Genomic DNA, 15,043 nt, shown 5'->3' on the forward strand with positions numbered 1-15,043 from the left:
AAGCTTATGCGTTGCCGAACATAATCATTAGCGTTATAGTTATCCCGCTTATTCTCAGGGCGGGGCGAAATTCCCCACCGGCGGTAAATCAACCTTCGCGTTGAAAGCCCGCGAGCGCTTTGGGTGCAAACTCAAAGGTCAGCAGATCCGGTGCAATTCCGGGGCCGACGGTTAAAGTCCGGATGGGAGAGAGTAACGAACCAGCCGGGCGAGGCCCGCTCACGTTATTTTTTTGCCGTACTACGGCGCTCCTAAGACTGCCCTGATTCTGGTAACCATAATTTTAATGAGGTTTTTTTACCATGAATCAGACGCTCCTTTCCTCTTTCGGCACCTCTGCTGACCGTGTAGAACACGCGCTTGCTGCGCTTCGCGAAGGTCGCGGCGTGATGGTGCTTGACGATGAAGATCGTGAAAACGAAGGCGATATGATTTTCGCCGCCGAAACCATGACCGTTGAACAGATGGCGCTGACCATCCGTCACGGCAGCGGTATTGTTTGCCTGTGCATCACCGAAGATCGCCGTAAGCAGCTCGAATTGCCGATGATGGTCGAGAACAACACCAGCGCCTATGGCACCGGTTTTACCGTGACCATCGAAGCGGCCAGCGGTGTGACCACAGGTGTGTCTGCTGCTGACCGCGTGACCACCGTGCGCGCCGCCATTGCCGATGGTGCAAAACCATCTGACCTGAACCGTCCGGGCCACGTATTCCCGCTGCGCGCCCAGCCGGGCGGCGTCCTGACCCGCGGCGGCCATACCGAAGCGACTATCGACCTGGTGACCCTGGCCGGTTTCAAACCTGCCGGTGTACTGTGTGAACTGACCAATGATGATGGCTCTATGGCGCGCGCGCCGGAGTGCATCGAGTTTGCCGCTAAACACAACATGGCCGTGGTCACTATCGAAGATCTGGTGGCGTATCGCCAGGCGCACGAGCGCAAAGCCAGCTGATAACACAGCATAAAAAAACGCCGGGATAACCCGGCGTTTTTTTTAGCCAATTCCTGCCGTCTGGAGTAGCACCAGACTGAGCCCCATCACCGACATTCCGCACAGCACGCCGTAGCTGGGATTGTTATTCGGGTCGATCTCTTTGGCAAGCGGCATCAGCTCATCTACCGACAGCGCCACCATAATCCCTGCCACCGCCGCCATAATGGCCGCCATCACCACTGGCGATATCAGGCTGCCGAGGATTAACCACGCCAGCACGCCGCCTGCGATCTCCGCCATGCCGGAAATGCCCGCCCAGAACACCGCTTTACGCTTGGATCCGGTGGCCGCATAGACCGGGCCCGCCACTGCCAGCCCCTCCGGAATATTGTGCAACGCCACCGCCAGGGCAATACCGAAACCCAGCTCCAGGTTGTTGCTGGCGGTCACGTAGGTGGCGACGCCTTCCGGGAAGTTGTGCAGGCTGATGCCCAGAGTGAGCAGCAGGGCGGTACGTCTCAGATTACCGGGCAGCGGCTTGCTTCCTTTTTGCATCAGATCCTGCGGATGCGCGTGGGGCAGCATTTTGTCCAGCGCGAAGTAGCCCAGCAGACCAATGACAAACATCCCGTAGCCGAGTACCGGCGACATCCCCTCCGTGCCGAGGGCGGCAGGCAGCATCTCCATCAGGGAGATGAGCAGCATGATCCCGGCGGCAAAGCCGAGGGAAAAGGCCAGCACGCGGTTAGAGGGCTTCTGGCCCAGGACTCCGAGCATGGCGCCGATAAAAGTGGCGGCACCTGCAAGAATAGTCAGAATCAGGGGGACTGACATTCACCTCTCCTTATGATAATGATTCTCATTCACATTAAAGGCTAAACTCACGTAAAGCGAGCGGGTACAGACGCCTTTACAGATCCCTTACATTCAAATTTCCTGATGATCTTCATCATGGTTCTCTGAGTTCATCTTATCCGGATAACGGGTAAGGTAAAGCTATCAAATCGACACCTTGTGTAAGGATATCATCATGACTTCTTCTCGTATGCCAGCGCTGTTTTTGGGTCACGGTAGCCCAATGAATGTGCTGGAAGATAACGTCTATACCCGCGCCTGGCGACATCTGGGCGAGACGTTGCCGCGTCCGAAGGCTATCGTGGTGGTCTCTGCACACTGGTTTACCCGTGGCACTGGCGTTACTGCCATGGAAACGCCAAAAACCATTCATGATTTCGGCGGTTTCCCGCAGGCGCTGTACGACACGCACTATCCGGCTCCGGGTTCCCCGGCGCTGGCGCAGCAGCTGGTGGATCTGCTGGCCCCGATCCCCGTCACCCTGGATAAAGAGGCGTGGGGTTTTGACCATGGCTCCTGGGGCGTGCTGATCAAGATGTACCCGGATGCGGATATCCCGATGGTTCAGCTCAGCATCGACAGCACCAAACCGGCGGCCTGGCACTTAGAGATGGGCCGTAAGCTCGCGTCTCTGCGTGATGAGGGCATTATGCTGGTGGCCAGTGGTAACGTGGTGCATAACCTGCGTACCGCCCGCTGGCATGGGGAAAATACGCCTTATCCGTGGGCCACGTCATTCAATGATTATGTGAAAATGAACCTCAACTGGCAGGGACCGGCCGAGGAGCACCCGCTGGTCAATTATCTGGCACACGATGGCGGCTCGCTCTCGAACCCGACGGCGGAACACTTCCTGCCGCTGCTCTATGTCCTGGGCGCATGGGACGGCCATGAACCCATTACCACACCGGTGGATGGCATCGAGATGGGCAGTTTGAGTATGTTGTCGGTGCAGGTGGGGTAAAAACACGCCGGGTAGCGGCTTCGCCTTACCCGGCCTACAACACCCCAGGCCCGGTAAGCGGCAGCGCCACCGGGCATGGCTTACTCCACAAAAATATGCGGATAGAAGCGGGACAGATCCTGGGTGATCAGCGCCCGATCTTCGCGAATACCAATCCCGGCTGGTTGATCGTTGATCAGCCAACTGCCGATCAGCATATAGCTGTCGCCGTACTTCGGTAACTGACAGAACTGTTGGACGATCATCCCTTCTTCGCCATACGGGCCTTCTACCGCTTCCACGGTATTACCGTTTTCGATAATCGACACGTTGGCACCCTCGCGGGAGAAAATCGGCTTTTTGACGTACTTATCCATCTGCGGATAGTCATCTTCCGCGAAGTACGCCGGCAGCAGATTCGGATGATCCGGGAACATCTCCCACAGCATTGGCAGCAGGGCTTTGTTGGAGATAATGCTCTTCCACGCCGGTTCCAGCCAGCGCACGCCGGCATCTTCCAGCTTGGTGGAGAACACTTCGCGCAGCATGTATTCCCAGGGATAGAGCTTGAACAGATTACTGATCACCTGATCCTGGGTGTCGGTAAACTGGCCTTTTTCGCCAAGCCCGATGTCTTCGATATAGAGGAATTCAGTGGCGACCTCTGCCTCGGCGGCGCAATCCTGCAGATACTGTACCGTACCACGATCTTCGACCGTGTCACGACAGCAGGCAAAGTGCAGCAGGTTGAAGCCGTGCTGCTCGCGCAGTTCAGCGAAACGCTCGATCAGCTTCTCCTGCAGGCTGTTGAACTGGTCGCTGCCTTCCGGCAGATGGCCCGCGTTCTGCTGATCTTCCAGCCAGATCCACTGGAAGAAAGCCGCCTCATACAGGGAGGTGGGGGTATCGGCGTTGTTCTCAAGCAGCTTCGGCTCGCCGGTGCCATCCCACGCCAGATCGAGGCGCGAATAGAGTGACGGCTGATGGGTCGCCCATGACTGACGCACAAAGCCCCAGGTGTGCTTCGGAATGCGGAATTTGGTCAGCAGCTCATCGCTGGCAATGACCTTTTCCACCACCTTCAGGCACATCTGATGCAGCTCTGCCGTGACCGCCTCCAGCTTTTCAACCTGGGCGAGGGTCAGTTTGTAATAGGCATCTTCACACCAGTACGGCTCGCCGTACATGGTGTGAAAGTTGAAACCGTATTCGGTGGCTTTATCGCGCCAGTCCGGGCGCTCAACAATACTGACTCGTTCCATTATCAGCCGCCCATAGAGCGTGTTGAGGTACCGGCCGCGCTACGCTGCATGGTGTTCTGTTTGGCAACAGAATCACCGAAGCCGCCGCGGGTCACGGTGTTGGTGGTGGCCGGTTTTGGTGCCATCGCGGTTTTAGGCACGTTCATAGTGCGGCCTGGCTGGGCGGCACCGTAACCTTTCCCGCTGGCATCGGTGTACTGGCCGTAAGCCGGGCTGGCCGGGTTCTTAGAGCTGAACAGGGGCTGCTGTTGGTAACCCGCGCCGCCGCTCATCAGACGGCCCATCATGTAACCCGCCATCAGCGGCATCCAGAAGCTCCCGCTGGACTGTGCCTGCGCCTGGTTTTCTGCTGGCGCGGTACCGGCCTGAGCCGGGGCTGGTGCCTGCTGGCACTGGCCTTCACCGAACTCGGCCACGCAGTCTTCACGGCTGGCGTATTTCGGCGCGGTACGTTCCGCTTCCTTCAGGGCGTTGTTGTACGAGGCCGTACACTCCGCGCTTTTGCCGGTAGCTGCCGCACAGTCGTCGGCATTCTGATAAAGGGAAACCGTTTCGTCGGTTTTTTCACAGCCTGCCAGCATAAACGCGGCGCTCAGCGCCAGAGCGACAGGGGTGAAATGACGCGCGTTCCAGCTTTTGCGGAACGAGGCGTGATTAATGGATTTTGTCCGTTTCATAATTGTCTTCCAGGACCCAGTGGTAAAACACAGAAAATAACGCTCAGAATAGAGGATGAGTGGTGGAAATTGAAGCGACGGGGGCGAAACCGAGGGATCTTTACGTTGGCTTACGTATTTTTGTCGGACAGAGGGGATTTACCCGGTCTGGTGAACCCAGACCGGGTAACAGCATCAGTTGCTGGTGGTGCGTGCAGCAGCGGCGGTGTAACCGTCAGCAGAAGCGTCCTGCTGTGGGTTTTCCGGGGCTACGGCTTCAGGCGTGGTGGAGATCGGCTTACCTAATGCACTGTTCAACGCCACCAGATCCTGCTCGTTCAACGTACCCAGCGCTTGCTTGATGTTCAGCTGGTTAATCAGGTAGTTGTAACGGGCATTGGAGAGCTGTTGTTTGGCGTTATACAGCGTGGTGGTCGCGTCCAGCACGTCAACGATGGTACGGGTACCGACCGCGTAACCAGCTTCTGACGCATCCAGTGAACTCTGGGCAGAAACCACGGCCTGTTTGTAGGCGTTGATGCTGCTGACAGAGGCGTTCACGTTATTGAAGGAGGAACGCACGGTCTGCACAACGCTGCGGTGCGCGCTTTCAAGCTGTTCGCTGGCGCCGACAAAGTTGTACTGCGCCTGTTTGACCTGCGAATTGACCTGGCCGCCCTGATAGATTGGCAGGGAGAAGTTCAGGCCGATTTTGTTCTGACCCACATCGCTGTCGTTGTACTGAGCACCGCTGGTCCGGGAACCGCTGTAGCTGGTGTTAGAAATGCCGCTGGAGGCGCTCAGGCTCAGGGTTGGCAGGTGACCATCCTGTGCCAGGCGGATCTGTTCGCGGGCCAGATCCTGGCTCAGACGAGCCTGCAACAGGCTGAGGTTACGGTTTTCAGCTTCTTTCAGCAGGGCATTCACCGCCTGCGGCTTATCGGTTTTGAAGTGATCAACGTTCAGCGAGGCCAGTTGCGGATAGTAGTTACCGGTGACCTGACGCAGCTGCTCAAGGGCGTTATCCAGATCGTTACGCGCGGTCACTTCGTTCGCCAGCACGTTATCGTACTGTGAACGGGCGTTCTGCACGTCGGTGATCGCCACCAGGCCCACGTTGAAACGCTGGGTCGTCTGGTCGAGCTGGCGATAGATCGCTTGTTTCTGCGCTTCAGTGTAAGAGAGCGAATCGATCGCGCTCAGGACTTTGAAGTAGGCGGTAGCGGTATTGAGGATCAGCGTCTGCTGGTCGGTCTGATAGGTGACATCCTGAATACCGGCAGATTTCTCCTGCAGGCTCAGGTTACGCCATTTGGACATATCAAACAGCGTCTGGGTTAACTGGAGTGAACCGCTGGTGACGTTGGAGTCGATACCGTTCGCATCACGGTAACCATTGTTATAGGTATAATCGGCACCCAAACCCAGCTGTGGTAATAATGGGCTGCGTGCTTCATTAATTTTTTCAAAGGCAGCATCACGATCGGCAGCGGATTTACGCAGTTCCGGGTTGCTCAGACGTGCCTGCTTATAGACCTGTATCAAGTCTTCTGCCTGGCTCACCGCGCTGAAACCCGTCAGGCTCAGGCCGATGAGGATGGGGAGCAATTTCTTCATTTGCTTTCCTTGTTGTGAAGCTTAGTTAGCGCTGATCTAATTAAAAAATATCTACCGATTCTAGCAGACTTCGCCACTGCAAAAGGTTGGCGTTCCGTGCCATGCGGCAGTAACTTGCACCAATTTACCATACTGTAGTAGAAACCGCAGTTTAGCAGAATTGAATTTCACCTTAACGCCACCATTTATACCGGGATGCAAACATGGATAAACCAGAGAAGTTGCCAGTGACTTTTACAAAAAACGATGTAGAAATTATTGCACGAGAAACGCTCTACAGCGGATTTTTTTCACTGGAATTATACCGTTTTCGCCATCGTTTGTTTAACGGTGAAATGAGTGGCGAAGTCAGGCGCGAAATTTTTGAGCGCGGGCATGCCGCAGTCTTGCTACCCTTTGACCCAGTGCGTGACGAAGTGGTACTGATAGAGCAGATTCGCATTGCCGCGCTGGATACCAGCGAAAGCCCATGGCTGCTGGAGATGGTGGCCGGGATGATCGAAGAGGGCGAAACGCCGGAAGATGTCGCCCGCCGCGAGGCGATGGAAGAGGCCGGGCTGGAAGTGGGCCGGACAAAACCGATCACCAGCTATCTGGCCAGCCCCGGCGGCACCAGCGAGCGCCTGTCAGTTATGGTTGGCGAAGTGGACGCCACGACCGCGCAAGGGATTCACGGTCTGGTTGATGAAAACGAAGATATTCGGGTTCATGTGGTAAGTCGGGAGCAGGCTTACCAATGGGTAAAAGAGGGGAAAATCGACAACGCGGCTTCTGTCATCGCTTTGCAATGGCTCCAGCTGCATTATCAGGACTTACGAAACGAGTGGAAAAAATGAAGCGTTATACACCTGACTTCCCTGAAATGATGCGTCTGTGCGAGACCAATTTCGCACAATTACGCCGACTACTGCCGCGTAATGACGTGGCCGGTGAAACAGTGAGCTATCAGGTGAGCAACGCGCAGTATAGGTTAACCATTGTTGAATCAACCCGTTACACTACGCTGGTGGAAATTGAGCAAACCGCGCCCTCCATCAGCTACTGGAGCCTGCCGTCAATGACGGTGCGGCTTTACCATGACGCGATGGTGGCTGAAGTGTGTTCAAGCCAGCAGATCTTCCGCTTCAAAGCGCGGTATGATTACCCAAATAAAAAGTTGCATCAACGCGACGAAAAGCATCAAATTAACCAGTTTTTAGCCGACTGGCTAAGATATTGTTTAGCACATGGAGCAATGGCGATTCCGGTTTGTTAGCGTCGTAAACCTACCTAAGGACACCATTTGGAAAGCCTGTTGAACCTGACTGTTGCTGGTGGGGCGCCAGTCAGGGTATTGCAAATTACTGATACTCACCTGTTTGCCAAAAAGCATGAAACCCTGTTGGGTGTGAATACCTGGGAGAGTTATCAGGCTGTTCTGGAAGCCATTCACGCTCAGAAGCGCGAATGCGATCTGATCGTCGCCACGGGCGATTTGGCGCAGGATCAAACCTCCGCGGCTTATCAGCACTTTGCTGAAGGTATCGCGAGTTTTAACGCGCCCTGCGTCTGGTTACCCGGTAATCACGATTTCCAACCTTCAATGTACAGCGCGCTGCAGGATGCGGGTATTTCCCCTGCCAAGCGGGTCCACTCGGGCGACAACTGGCAAATCCTGCTGCTCGACAGCCAGGTCTTCGGCGTGCCGCACGGCGAGCTGAGCGATTTTCAGCTGGAGTGGCTCGAAGCAAAGCTGACGGCCGATCCCGATCGCCACACCCTGCTGTTATTGCATCATCATCCTTTGCCGGCAGGATGCAGCTGGCTCGATCAGCACAGCCTGCGCAACTCTGCTGCCCTCGATCGGGTGCTGATGAAATTCCCGCGGGTGAATAACTTACTCTGCGGCCATATTCACCAGGAGCTGGATCTCGACTGGAACGGGCGTCGCCTGCTGGCTTCGCCGTCCACCTGCGTGCAGTTCAAACCGCACTGCGCGAACTTCACCCTCGACACCATCGCCCCTGGCTGGCGCTGGCTGGAACTGCATGCCGATGGCTCCCTGACAACCGAAGTCTGCCGTCTGCAAAGCTCGCAGTTCCGCCCGGATACCGCGTCAGAAGGTTACTGATGTCTGCGCTTCTCTATCTGCACGGCTTCAACAGTTCCCCGCGCTCGGCAAAAGCGACGCTGTTTCGACAGTGGCTGGAGGTGCATCATCCTCACGTCGAGATGATTGTCCCGCAGCTGCCGCCATATCCTGCCGAGGCCGCCGAAATGCTGGAGGCGATTGTCCTGGCCCACGGCGGCGAGCCCTTTGGTGTGGTGGGGTCATCCCTCGGCGGCTACTACGCCACCTGGCTGTCCCAGTGCTTTATGGTGCCAGCGGTCGTCGTCAACCCGGCGGTGCGGCCTTTTGAGCTGCTGGTGGGCTATCTGGGGCACAACGAGAACCCCTACACCGGACAGCAATATGTGCTAGAGTCACGCCATATTTACGACCTCAAAGTGATGCAGATTGATCCGCTGGAAGCACCAGATCTTATCTGGCTGCTGCAACAGACGGGTGATGAAGTGCTGGATTACCGCCAGGCGGTGGCGTATTACGCCTCCTGCCGCCAGACTATAGAAGAGGGCGGTAATCATGCCTTCACGGGCTTTGAGGATCATTTCACCCAGATTGTCGACTTTCTTGGTCTGCACAGCCTCTGACAATCGCTGCGAATTGCTAGTTTAAATCATGACGCAAACCTATAACGCTGATGCCATTGAGGTACTCACCGGGCTTGAGCCGGTTCGCCGCCGTCCGGGGATGTACACCGATACCACGCGCCCAAACCATCTGGGCCAGGAAGTAATTGATAACAGCGTCGACGAAGCGCTGGCGGGTCATGCCAAACGCGTCGACGTTATTCTGCATGCCGACCAGTCGCTGGAAGTGATCGACGACGGCCGCGGCATGCCGGTGGATATCCACCCGGAAGAGGGTGTGCCTGCCGTTGAGCTGATCCTCTGCCGTCTGCATGCGGGCGGCAAGTTCTCCAACAAAAATTACCAGTTCTCAGGCGGCCTGCACGGGGTCGGTATCTCTGTGGTCAACGCCCTGTCAAAACGGGTTGAAGTCACCGTGCGCCGCGATGGCCAGGTGTACAACATCGCCTTTGAGAACGGCGATAAAGTGCAGGATTTGAAGGTGATCGGTACCTGCGGCAAACGCAATACCGGCACCAGCGTCCACTTCTGGCCGGACGAGAGCTTCTTCGATAGCCCGCGTTTCTCGGTCTCGCGCTTAACGCACATTCTGAAAGCGAAAGCGGTCCTCTGTCCTGGGGTGGAGATCACCTTTAAGGATGAGGTCAACAACAGCGAGCAGCGCTGGTGCTACCAGGACGGTCTGAACGACTACCTGGGCGAAGCGGTGAACGGCCTGCCAACACTGCCGGAAAAACCTTTTATCGGTAATTTTTCCGGTGATACGGAAGCGGTGGACTGGGCGCTGCTGTGGCTGCCGGAAGGCGGCGAGCTGCTGACCGAAAGCTACGTGAACCTGATCCCGACCATGCAAGGCGGCACCCACGTGAACGGCCTGCGCCAGGGGCTGCTGGATGCGATGCGTGAGTTCTGCGAATACCGCAATATCCTGCCGCGCGGCGTGAAGCTGTCGGCGGAAGATATCTGGGATCGCTGCGCCTACGTGCTCTCCGTGAAGATGCAGGATCCGCAGTTTGCCGGGCAGACCAAAGAGCGTCTCTCCTCACGCCAGTGTGCGGCGTTCGTCTCCGGCGTGGTGAAAGATGCCTTCAGCCTGTGGCTGAACCAGAACGTACAGGCCGCAGAGATGCTGGCCGAAATGGCTATCTCCAGCGCCCAGCGTCGTCTGCGCGCCGCGAAGAAAGTGGTACGTAAAAAGCTGACCAGCGGCCCTGCGCTGCCGGGCAAGCTGGCGGACTGTACCGCGCAGGATCTGAACCGCACCGAGCTGTTCCTGGTGGAAGGGGATTCGGCGGGCGGATCGGCCAAACAGGCGCGTGACCGTGAGTATCAGGCGATCATGCCGCTGAAGGGTAAGATCCTTAACACCTGGGAAGTCTCTTCCGATGAGGTGCTGGCGTCGCAGGAGGTGCATGACATCTCGGTGGCGATCGGTATCGATCCGGACAGCGAGGATCTGAGCCAGCTGCGCTACGGCAAAATCTGTATCCTCGCGGATGCGGACTCCGATGGTCTGCACATTGCCACCCTGCTGTGCGCGCTGTTTGTGAAGCACTTCCGCACTCTGGTGAAGAACGGTCACGTCCACGTGGCGCTGCCGCCGCTGTACCGTATCGACCTTGGTAAAGAGGTTTACTACGCGCTGACGGAAGAAGAGAAAGCGGGCGTGCTGGAGCAACTCAAGCGCAAGAAGGGCAAACCGAACGTGCAGCGCTTTAAAGGGCTGGGCGAGATGAACCCGCTGCAGCTGCGTGAAACCACGCTGGATCCGAACACCCGCCGTCTGGTGCAGTTGACCATCAGCGATGAAGACGAGCAGCAGACCAATGCGGTAATGGATATGCTGCTGGCCAAGAAGCGCTCGGAAGATCGCCGCAACTGGCTGCAGGAGAAGGGCGACCTGGCGGATATCGAAGGTTGATATAACGACAGGTTTTGTAGGCCGGGTAAGGCGGAGCCGCCACCCGGCATTCCTTCAGGCCGCACAATGATTCTTCCGGTACTGTAAGGGCGTCTCTCCGATGCCCTTTTTAAATGCGCTGATAAAATAGGTCACATCAGAAAACCCTACCCGCGCGGCGATCTCCCGCACGCTCGCCTCTGAGTGCAGCAAACTTTCGCAGGCTTTCCGCAGGCGCAACGTATTCAGGTAATCGTGAATTTTCTCTCCCGTTTCGGCATGGAATTTCCGTGACACGTAGCTGCGGGATTTCCCCAGCTCCTCTGCCAGCGCATCAAGGCTGAATTTTTGCTGGTAATGCTCGTCCAGCCAGAACATCACCTGGCTGGCGATGCCCTGGCTGTTGCCGGGCTGGCCTTCGTCATCGTGTGGCAGCATGGCAAACAGCCCAATCAGCAGGCTGGCGACGCGCTCGCTGTTCATCGGCGGCGGGTAACAGCTGAACAGATGATCGAGATGGCTGTGGCAGTGCGCCATATCCGCCACCCAGGCTTCGCCTCCGCGCTGGGACAGCTTCTGCAGCCGCTGCTGGGTCTGGGGGAAGTCGCGCAGTGCCTTCAGAACCGCATGCTGATCGAGATGAATAATGGTGCGGCGGTAGTTGGCCTCGGCCTGGGGATCGACCATCACCTTGTGCAGGGTAAAGGGCGGAAAGAAAAACAGCCGTCCCGGGCGCATTGTGTAGTGGCGATTATCGACAATCGCCACGCCAAACCCTTCTTCGACATAGAGAATTTCCAGACACTGGTGCCAGTGGTGGTAGCGCACGGTGTTGGCGAACAGGCGACTGAACGACACGATGGCGTCGTTCAGGGTAATCAGCTCAAGGCGTTCCGCCGTGGGTGTCTCACGCATAGTGCAATAAAACTCAACTTTTCCCTTTTCCTGCCTCTTTATAAACCACCTTTTTAAATTTCCTCAACTGCGGGTTTATTCATCTCTCACTCCTGTGACCCGGGTAACATTTCTGCCCCTCGCGGATTAACTATTCTTTGCCGCAGTTGATTACGAGGACCAGCCTATGTGCGCGGCAAACAAAGAAAAATCAAATCCGTTGTCATCCCGCCAGGATCTGGTGGCGGCGCTGAACACCCTGCTGGCAGCGGTGGATACCCAGTTCCCGACGGGCAGCTCCCGCTTTTCGCTGGGTGACACCAGCGCCCACTACGCCACGGAGGTGGCGCAGATGGAGGGGCTCTCCCGGGTATTGTGGGGGCTGTTTCCGCTGATGGCCGCAGGCGATACCACGCCGTTCAGCGATAAATACATCGCCGCCATTAAGCAGGGCACCGACCCGCAGAGCGCAGGCTACTGGGGCGAAACCGGGCCTTACGATCAGCGGCTGGTGGAGATGGCGGCCTATGGCCTCGGGCTGGCGCTGCTGCAGGACCGACTCACGGAGCGGTTTAGCGAACGCGAGCTGATGAATCTGCACGCCTGGCTGAATCAGATCACCGACGCCCAGATGCCGGACAGCAACTGGAACTATTTCGCCATCATGGTGCAGCTCGGCTTTAAGCGTGCCGGGCTGCCGTATGACCAGCAGGCTATCGATCGCCGCTTCGTGATGATGGATGCCTACTATCTGGGGGAGGGCTGGTACTCCGACGGTCCGGGTCGGCCAAAGGATTACTACATCTCGATGGCGTTTCACTTCTACGGCCTGATCTACGCCACTATCAGCGGTGATGAGGCCCGGGCGGAGGTGCTGCGCCAGCGTTCGCGTCTGTTTGCCGAAGACTTTATCTATATGTCTGCCGCCGACGGTGCTTCGGTGCCCTTTGGCCGCAGCCTGACCTACCGCTTCGCGATGGTCGCTTTCTGGAGCGCGGTGGCCTTCTCCGGGCTGGAGGTGTTCACGCCGGGCATCGTGAAGGGGATTATCCTGCGCCATCTGCGCTGGTGGCAGCAGCAGCCGATAACCGATCGCGACGGGATCCTGACCCTTGGGTTTGCGTATCCAAATCTGGCGATGTGCGAGGACTATAACGCCCCCGGCTCGCCCTACTGGGCGCTGAAAACATACCTGATCCTGGCCCTGCCGGAGAGCCATCCGTTCTGGCAGGCCGACGAGCAGCCGCTGCCCCGGCTTGCCGAAAAGCGCGTCATCCCCCATGCCCAGCAGATCCTGATCCACACCGATCATGTGACGATGCTTACCGCCGGGCAGCTGGAGCTGAACAACTACGTCAACACCGAGGCGAAATACACCAAATTTGCCTACTCCAGCCGCTTTGGTTTCACCATCGAGCGCGGGCGTTTTGGCCTCAAGCACGCTGCCTGCGATTCCATGCTGCTGCTGGCCGATGGCGACAACTACTTCCGCGGCCGTCGTGAGTGCGAGGAGGTGCGCGTCGATGAGAACTACATCTTCTCGCGCTGGTCGCCGTGGCATGACGTTCACATTGATACCTGGCTGGTGCCCTTCGGCGAGTGGCATCTGCGCCTGCACCGCATCAACAGCGCGCGCACCTTACAAACGGTCGAAGGCGGGTTTGCGGTGATGAAAACCGAGCCGCAGCTTGTGGGGCGCGGCAGTTACCTGATGGCTGATAACGGCAGCAGCGCCATTGTCGATCTCTCACCAGACATCACCCGCCAACCGGACTGCGTAGTGACGCCGCCGAACAGCAGCATCATGTTTGCCGAATGCGCCGCCATTCCGCTGCTGACCAGCACCATCCCGCAGGGAGAAAGCTGGCTCTGCTGCGCGGTAACCGCGTCTGCACTGAATAAAAACAGGGCGGAAAGCCCACAACTGGACATCACCCATAACCAGGTCGCGATCCGCGCCCCTGGAAGCGAACGTCAGCTGTCGTTCATTTTATAAAGCCCTTACCCTGGATACCGGCGAGGATGGTATGAATAACAAAACTGAATATTACAAAATCAGCAGTTTTATCTTTCTCTATTTCTTTACCTGGTCGGCGAGTATTGGCCTGCTGGCAATCTGGCTCGGCCAAAAAGCCAATCTCAGCGGGTCGGTGATCGGCACCGTCTTTGCGGTGAACGGCATCTTCTCCGTTATTCTCAAACCGATCTACGGCTATATTCTGGATAAGATCGGCATGAGCAAATACCTGCTCTATTTTGTGGTGGCAATGTCCGCCCTGATGGCGCCGTTCTTTATTTATGTTTATCAGCCGCTGTTAATGTCCAACACCATGCTGGGGATTATTATCGGCGCGCTCTATTTAAGCTTCGCCTGGTATGCGGGGGTGGCGGCGTGCGAATCCTATTCTGACCGTTTCAGCCGCCTGAACGGCATGGAGTTTGGGCAGATCCGCATGTGGGGATCCCTCGGCTGGGCGGTGGCTTCTTCGTTCTCCGGCCTGCTGTTTAACCTCTCCCCGTCCTACAATTTTATTATGGGCAGCGTGGCGTCGGTGATCATGCTTATCGTCCTGCTGAGCCTGAAGGTAAACACTAATTCGGCCCATGCCGGTGAAGTGCTGACCAAAGAGAAAATCGCCCCGGCGGATGTCTATGCCCTGCTGCGCAGCCGCAAATTCTGGGCCTTCTGCCTGTACGTGGCGGGCGTGGCGTGGATGATGTTTATCGCCGAGCAGCAGTTCTCCCGCTATTTCGTCACCTTCTTCGATGATGTTCATCAGGGGAACGCGGTGTTTGGCTATCTGGGTACCGTGCAGTCGGGGATGGAATTCGTCATGTACATGGTGATCCCGCTGTTCGTGAATTTTATCGGTGCCAAACGCGGGCTATTAATTGTCGGCCTGATTGTCGGGGCGCGGTTAATTATCTCCGGGATGTGCGACTCCCACCTGTTAATTTCGATCCTCAAGCCGCTGTACGGCCTGGAGATCTGCCTCCTGCTGGTGTCGGTATTTAAATATATCGCCGAGCATTTCGATAAGCGCGTCAACGCCACCATGTATCTGCTGGGCTATCAGGCGATGCTCTACGTCGGCAACGTGGTGGTGTCGTCCCCGGCCGGATATATGTATGACCGCATCGGCTTTGAGCAGACCTATATCATCATGGGCGCCACGGCGCTGACCTTTACCCTGATTTCTGCGTTTACCTTATCCGCCTGCCAGAGCAAATGGCGCGGCGCTAAAACGCTGAACGTTGCAGAACATCACTAATTTACGCCGTCAAAG

Annotated in this window: 14 protein-coding genes and 1 riboswitch; of the genes, 9 read left to right on the plus strand and 5 right to left on the minus strand. The window is 56.9% G+C overall.

Going from position 1 to position 15,043, the window contains the following annotated elements; all coding sequences use genetic code 11:
- Positions 1–46 precede the first annotated feature (46 nt).
- Positions 47–198: riboswitch (FMN riboswitch) on the plus strand.
- Positions 199–302: 104 nt separating this feature from the next.
- Positions 303–956 (plus strand): 3,4-dihydroxy-2-butanone-4-phosphate synthase, encoded by a 654-nt coding sequence (ribB, locus tag WFO70_RS17205; protein ID WP_337017805.1) that lies wholly within the window; start codon positions 303–305, stop codon positions 954–956.
- Between the two features lie 42 nt (positions 957–998).
- Here ribB and zupT read toward each other — a convergent pair whose 3' ends face one another.
- Positions 999–1,772 carry a zinc transporter ZupT gene (zupT, locus tag WFO70_RS17210; protein ID WP_337017807.1) on the minus strand — a complete coding sequence of 258 codons (774 nt, stop codon included), beginning with the start codon at positions 1,770–1,772 and terminating at the stop codon, positions 999–1,001.
- A gap of 196 nt (positions 1,773–1,968) precedes the next feature.
- On the opposite strand from zupT, the gene ygiD reads away from it, so the two are divergent.
- A complete protein-coding gene (gene ygiD, locus WFO70_RS17215) occupies positions 1,969–2,757 on the plus strand; it encodes a 4,5-DOPA dioxygenase extradiol (protein ID WP_337017809.1) in 789 nt (262 codons plus the stop codon).
- Positions 2,758–2,837: 80 nt separating this feature from the next.
- Here the strand turns inward: ygiD and WFO70_RS17220 are convergent, their stop codons facing one another.
- The 3 genes from WFO70_RS17220 to tolC all read right to left on the minus strand — a co-directional run bounded on the left by WFO70_RS17220 (position 2,838) and on the right by tolC (position 6,271).
- A complete protein-coding gene (locus tag WFO70_RS17220; protein ID WP_337017811.1) occupies positions 2,838–3,998 on the minus strand; it encodes a glutathionylspermidine synthase family protein in 1,161 nt (386 codons plus the stop codon).
- A gap of 2 nt (positions 3,999–4,000) precedes the next feature.
- Positions 4,001–4,675, minus strand: coding sequence for a DUF1190 family protein (locus WFO70_RS17225; RefSeq protein WP_337017813.1), 675 nt, complete (start codon positions 4,673–4,675; stop codon positions 4,001–4,003).
- 174 nt (positions 4,676–4,849) lie between these two features.
- Entirely contained in the window at positions 4,850–6,271 is a 1,422-nt protein-coding gene (tolC, locus tag WFO70_RS17230; RefSeq protein WP_337017814.1) for an outer membrane channel protein TolC, read from the minus strand.
- 203 nt (positions 6,272–6,474) lie between these two features.
- Between tolC and nudF the strand changes: the two genes are divergently transcribed.
- From nudF to parE, 5 genes are read left to right on the plus strand one after another with little or no spacing between them, the layout of a single operon-like run.
- Entirely contained in the window at positions 6,475–7,107 is a 633-nt protein-coding gene (gene nudF / locus WFO70_RS17235; protein ID WP_337017816.1) for an ADP-ribose diphosphatase, read from the plus strand.
- Positions 7,104–7,526: a DUF1249 family protein gene (locus WFO70_RS17240; RefSeq protein WP_337017919.1), complete on the plus strand. Its 423-nt coding sequence runs from the start codon at positions 7,104–7,106 to the stop codon at positions 7,524–7,526. The genes nudF and WFO70_RS17240 overlap by 4 nt, the downstream gene beginning before the upstream one ends.
- 27 nt (positions 7,527–7,553) lie before the next feature.
- Complete coding sequence (gene cpdA, locus WFO70_RS17245; protein ID WP_337017818.1) at positions 7,554–8,381, plus strand: 3',5'-cyclic-AMP phosphodiesterase; 828 nt, start codon at positions 7,554–7,556, stop codon at positions 8,379–8,381.
- The gene (yqiA, locus tag WFO70_RS17250; RefSeq protein ID WP_142487116.1) at positions 8,381–8,962 is read left to right on the plus strand and encodes an esterase YqiA; all 582 of its coding nucleotides are present in this window, start codon (positions 8,381–8,383) and stop codon (positions 8,960–8,962) included. The genes cpdA and yqiA overlap by 1 nt, the downstream gene beginning before the upstream one ends.
- A 28-nt stretch (positions 8,963–8,990) precedes the next feature.
- Positions 8,991–10,883: a DNA topoisomerase IV subunit B gene (gene parE / locus WFO70_RS17255; protein WP_285111597.1), complete on the plus strand. Its 1,893-nt coding sequence runs from the start codon at positions 8,991–8,993 to the stop codon at positions 10,881–10,883.
- Between the two features lie 54 nt (positions 10,884–10,937).
- On the opposite strand, the gene WFO70_RS17260 is transcribed toward parE, so the two are convergent.
- Positions 10,938–11,777, minus strand: a complete 840-nt coding sequence (locus tag WFO70_RS17260) for a helix-turn-helix transcriptional regulator (RefSeq protein ID WP_337017821.1) — start codon at positions 11,775–11,777, stop codon at positions 10,938–10,940.
- A gap of 166 nt (positions 11,778–11,943) precedes the next feature.
- Here WFO70_RS17260 and WFO70_RS17265 point away from each other — a divergent pair, with 166 nt between their 5' ends.
- Positions 11,944–13,752 carry a DUF2264 domain-containing protein gene (locus WFO70_RS17265; RefSeq protein ID WP_337017823.1) on the plus strand — a complete coding sequence of 603 codons (1,809 nt, stop codon included), beginning with the start codon at positions 11,944–11,946 and terminating at the stop codon, positions 13,750–13,752.
- A gap of 31 nt (positions 13,753–13,783) precedes the next feature.
- Positions 13,784–15,028: an oligosaccharide MFS transporter gene (locus WFO70_RS17270; RefSeq protein WP_337017825.1), complete on the plus strand. Its 1,245-nt coding sequence runs from the start codon at positions 13,784–13,786 to the stop codon at positions 15,026–15,028.
- Positions 15,029–15,043: the final 15 nt, after the last annotated feature.

This window comes from Leclercia sp. AS011 (assembly GCF_037152535.1).
Classification (GTDB): Bacteria; Pseudomonadota; Gammaproteobacteria; order Enterobacterales; family Enterobacteriaceae; genus Enterobacter.

Bases quoted from the DNA above. Each gene is read 5' to 3' on its own strand.
- WFO70_RS17240 (WP_337017919.1), top strand. From the start codon at position 7,104: ATGAAGCGTTATACACCTGACTTCCCTGAAATGATGCGTCTGTGCGAG.
- tolC (WP_337017814.1), bottom strand. From the start codon at position 6,271: ATGAAGAAATTGCTCCCCATCCTCATCGGCCTGAGCCTGACGGGTTTC.
- ygiD (WP_337017809.1), top strand. From the start codon at position 1,969: ATGACTTCTTCTCGTATGCCAGCGCTGTTTTTGGGTCACGGTAGCCCA.
- zupT (WP_337017807.1), bottom strand. From the start codon at position 1,772: ATGTCAGTCCCCCTGATTCTGACTATTCTTGCAGGTGCCGCCACTTTT.
- nudF (WP_337017816.1), top strand. From the start codon at position 6,475: ATGGATAAACCAGAGAAGTTGCCAGTGACTTTTACAAAAAACGATGTA.
- parE (WP_285111597.1), top strand. From the start codon at position 8,991: ATGACGCAAACCTATAACGCTGATGCCATTGAGGTACTCACCGGGCTT.
- WFO70_RS17270 (WP_337017825.1), top strand. From the start codon at position 13,784: ATGAATAACAAAACTGAATATTACAAAATCAGCAGTTTTATCTTTCTC.
- WFO70_RS17225 (WP_337017813.1), bottom strand. From the start codon at position 4,675: ATGAAACGGACAAAATCCATTAATCACGCCTCGTTCCGCAAAAGCTGG.
- WFO70_RS17260 (WP_337017821.1), bottom strand. From the start codon at position 11,777: ATGCGTGAGACACCCACGGCGGAACGCCTTGAGCTGATTACCCTGAAC.
- WFO70_RS17265 (WP_337017823.1), top strand. From the start codon at position 11,944: ATGTGCGCGGCAAACAAAGAAAAATCAAATCCGTTGTCATCCCGCCAG.
- WFO70_RS17220 (WP_337017811.1), bottom strand. From the start codon at position 3,998: ATGGAACGAGTCAGTATTGTTGAGCGCCCGGACTGGCGCGATAAAGCC.
- ribB (WP_337017805.1), top strand. From the start codon at position 303: ATGAATCAGACGCTCCTTTCCTCTTTCGGCACCTCTGCTGACCGTGTA.
- yqiA (WP_142487116.1), top strand. From the start codon at position 8,381: ATGTCTGCGCTTCTCTATCTGCACGGCTTCAACAGTTCCCCGCGCTCG.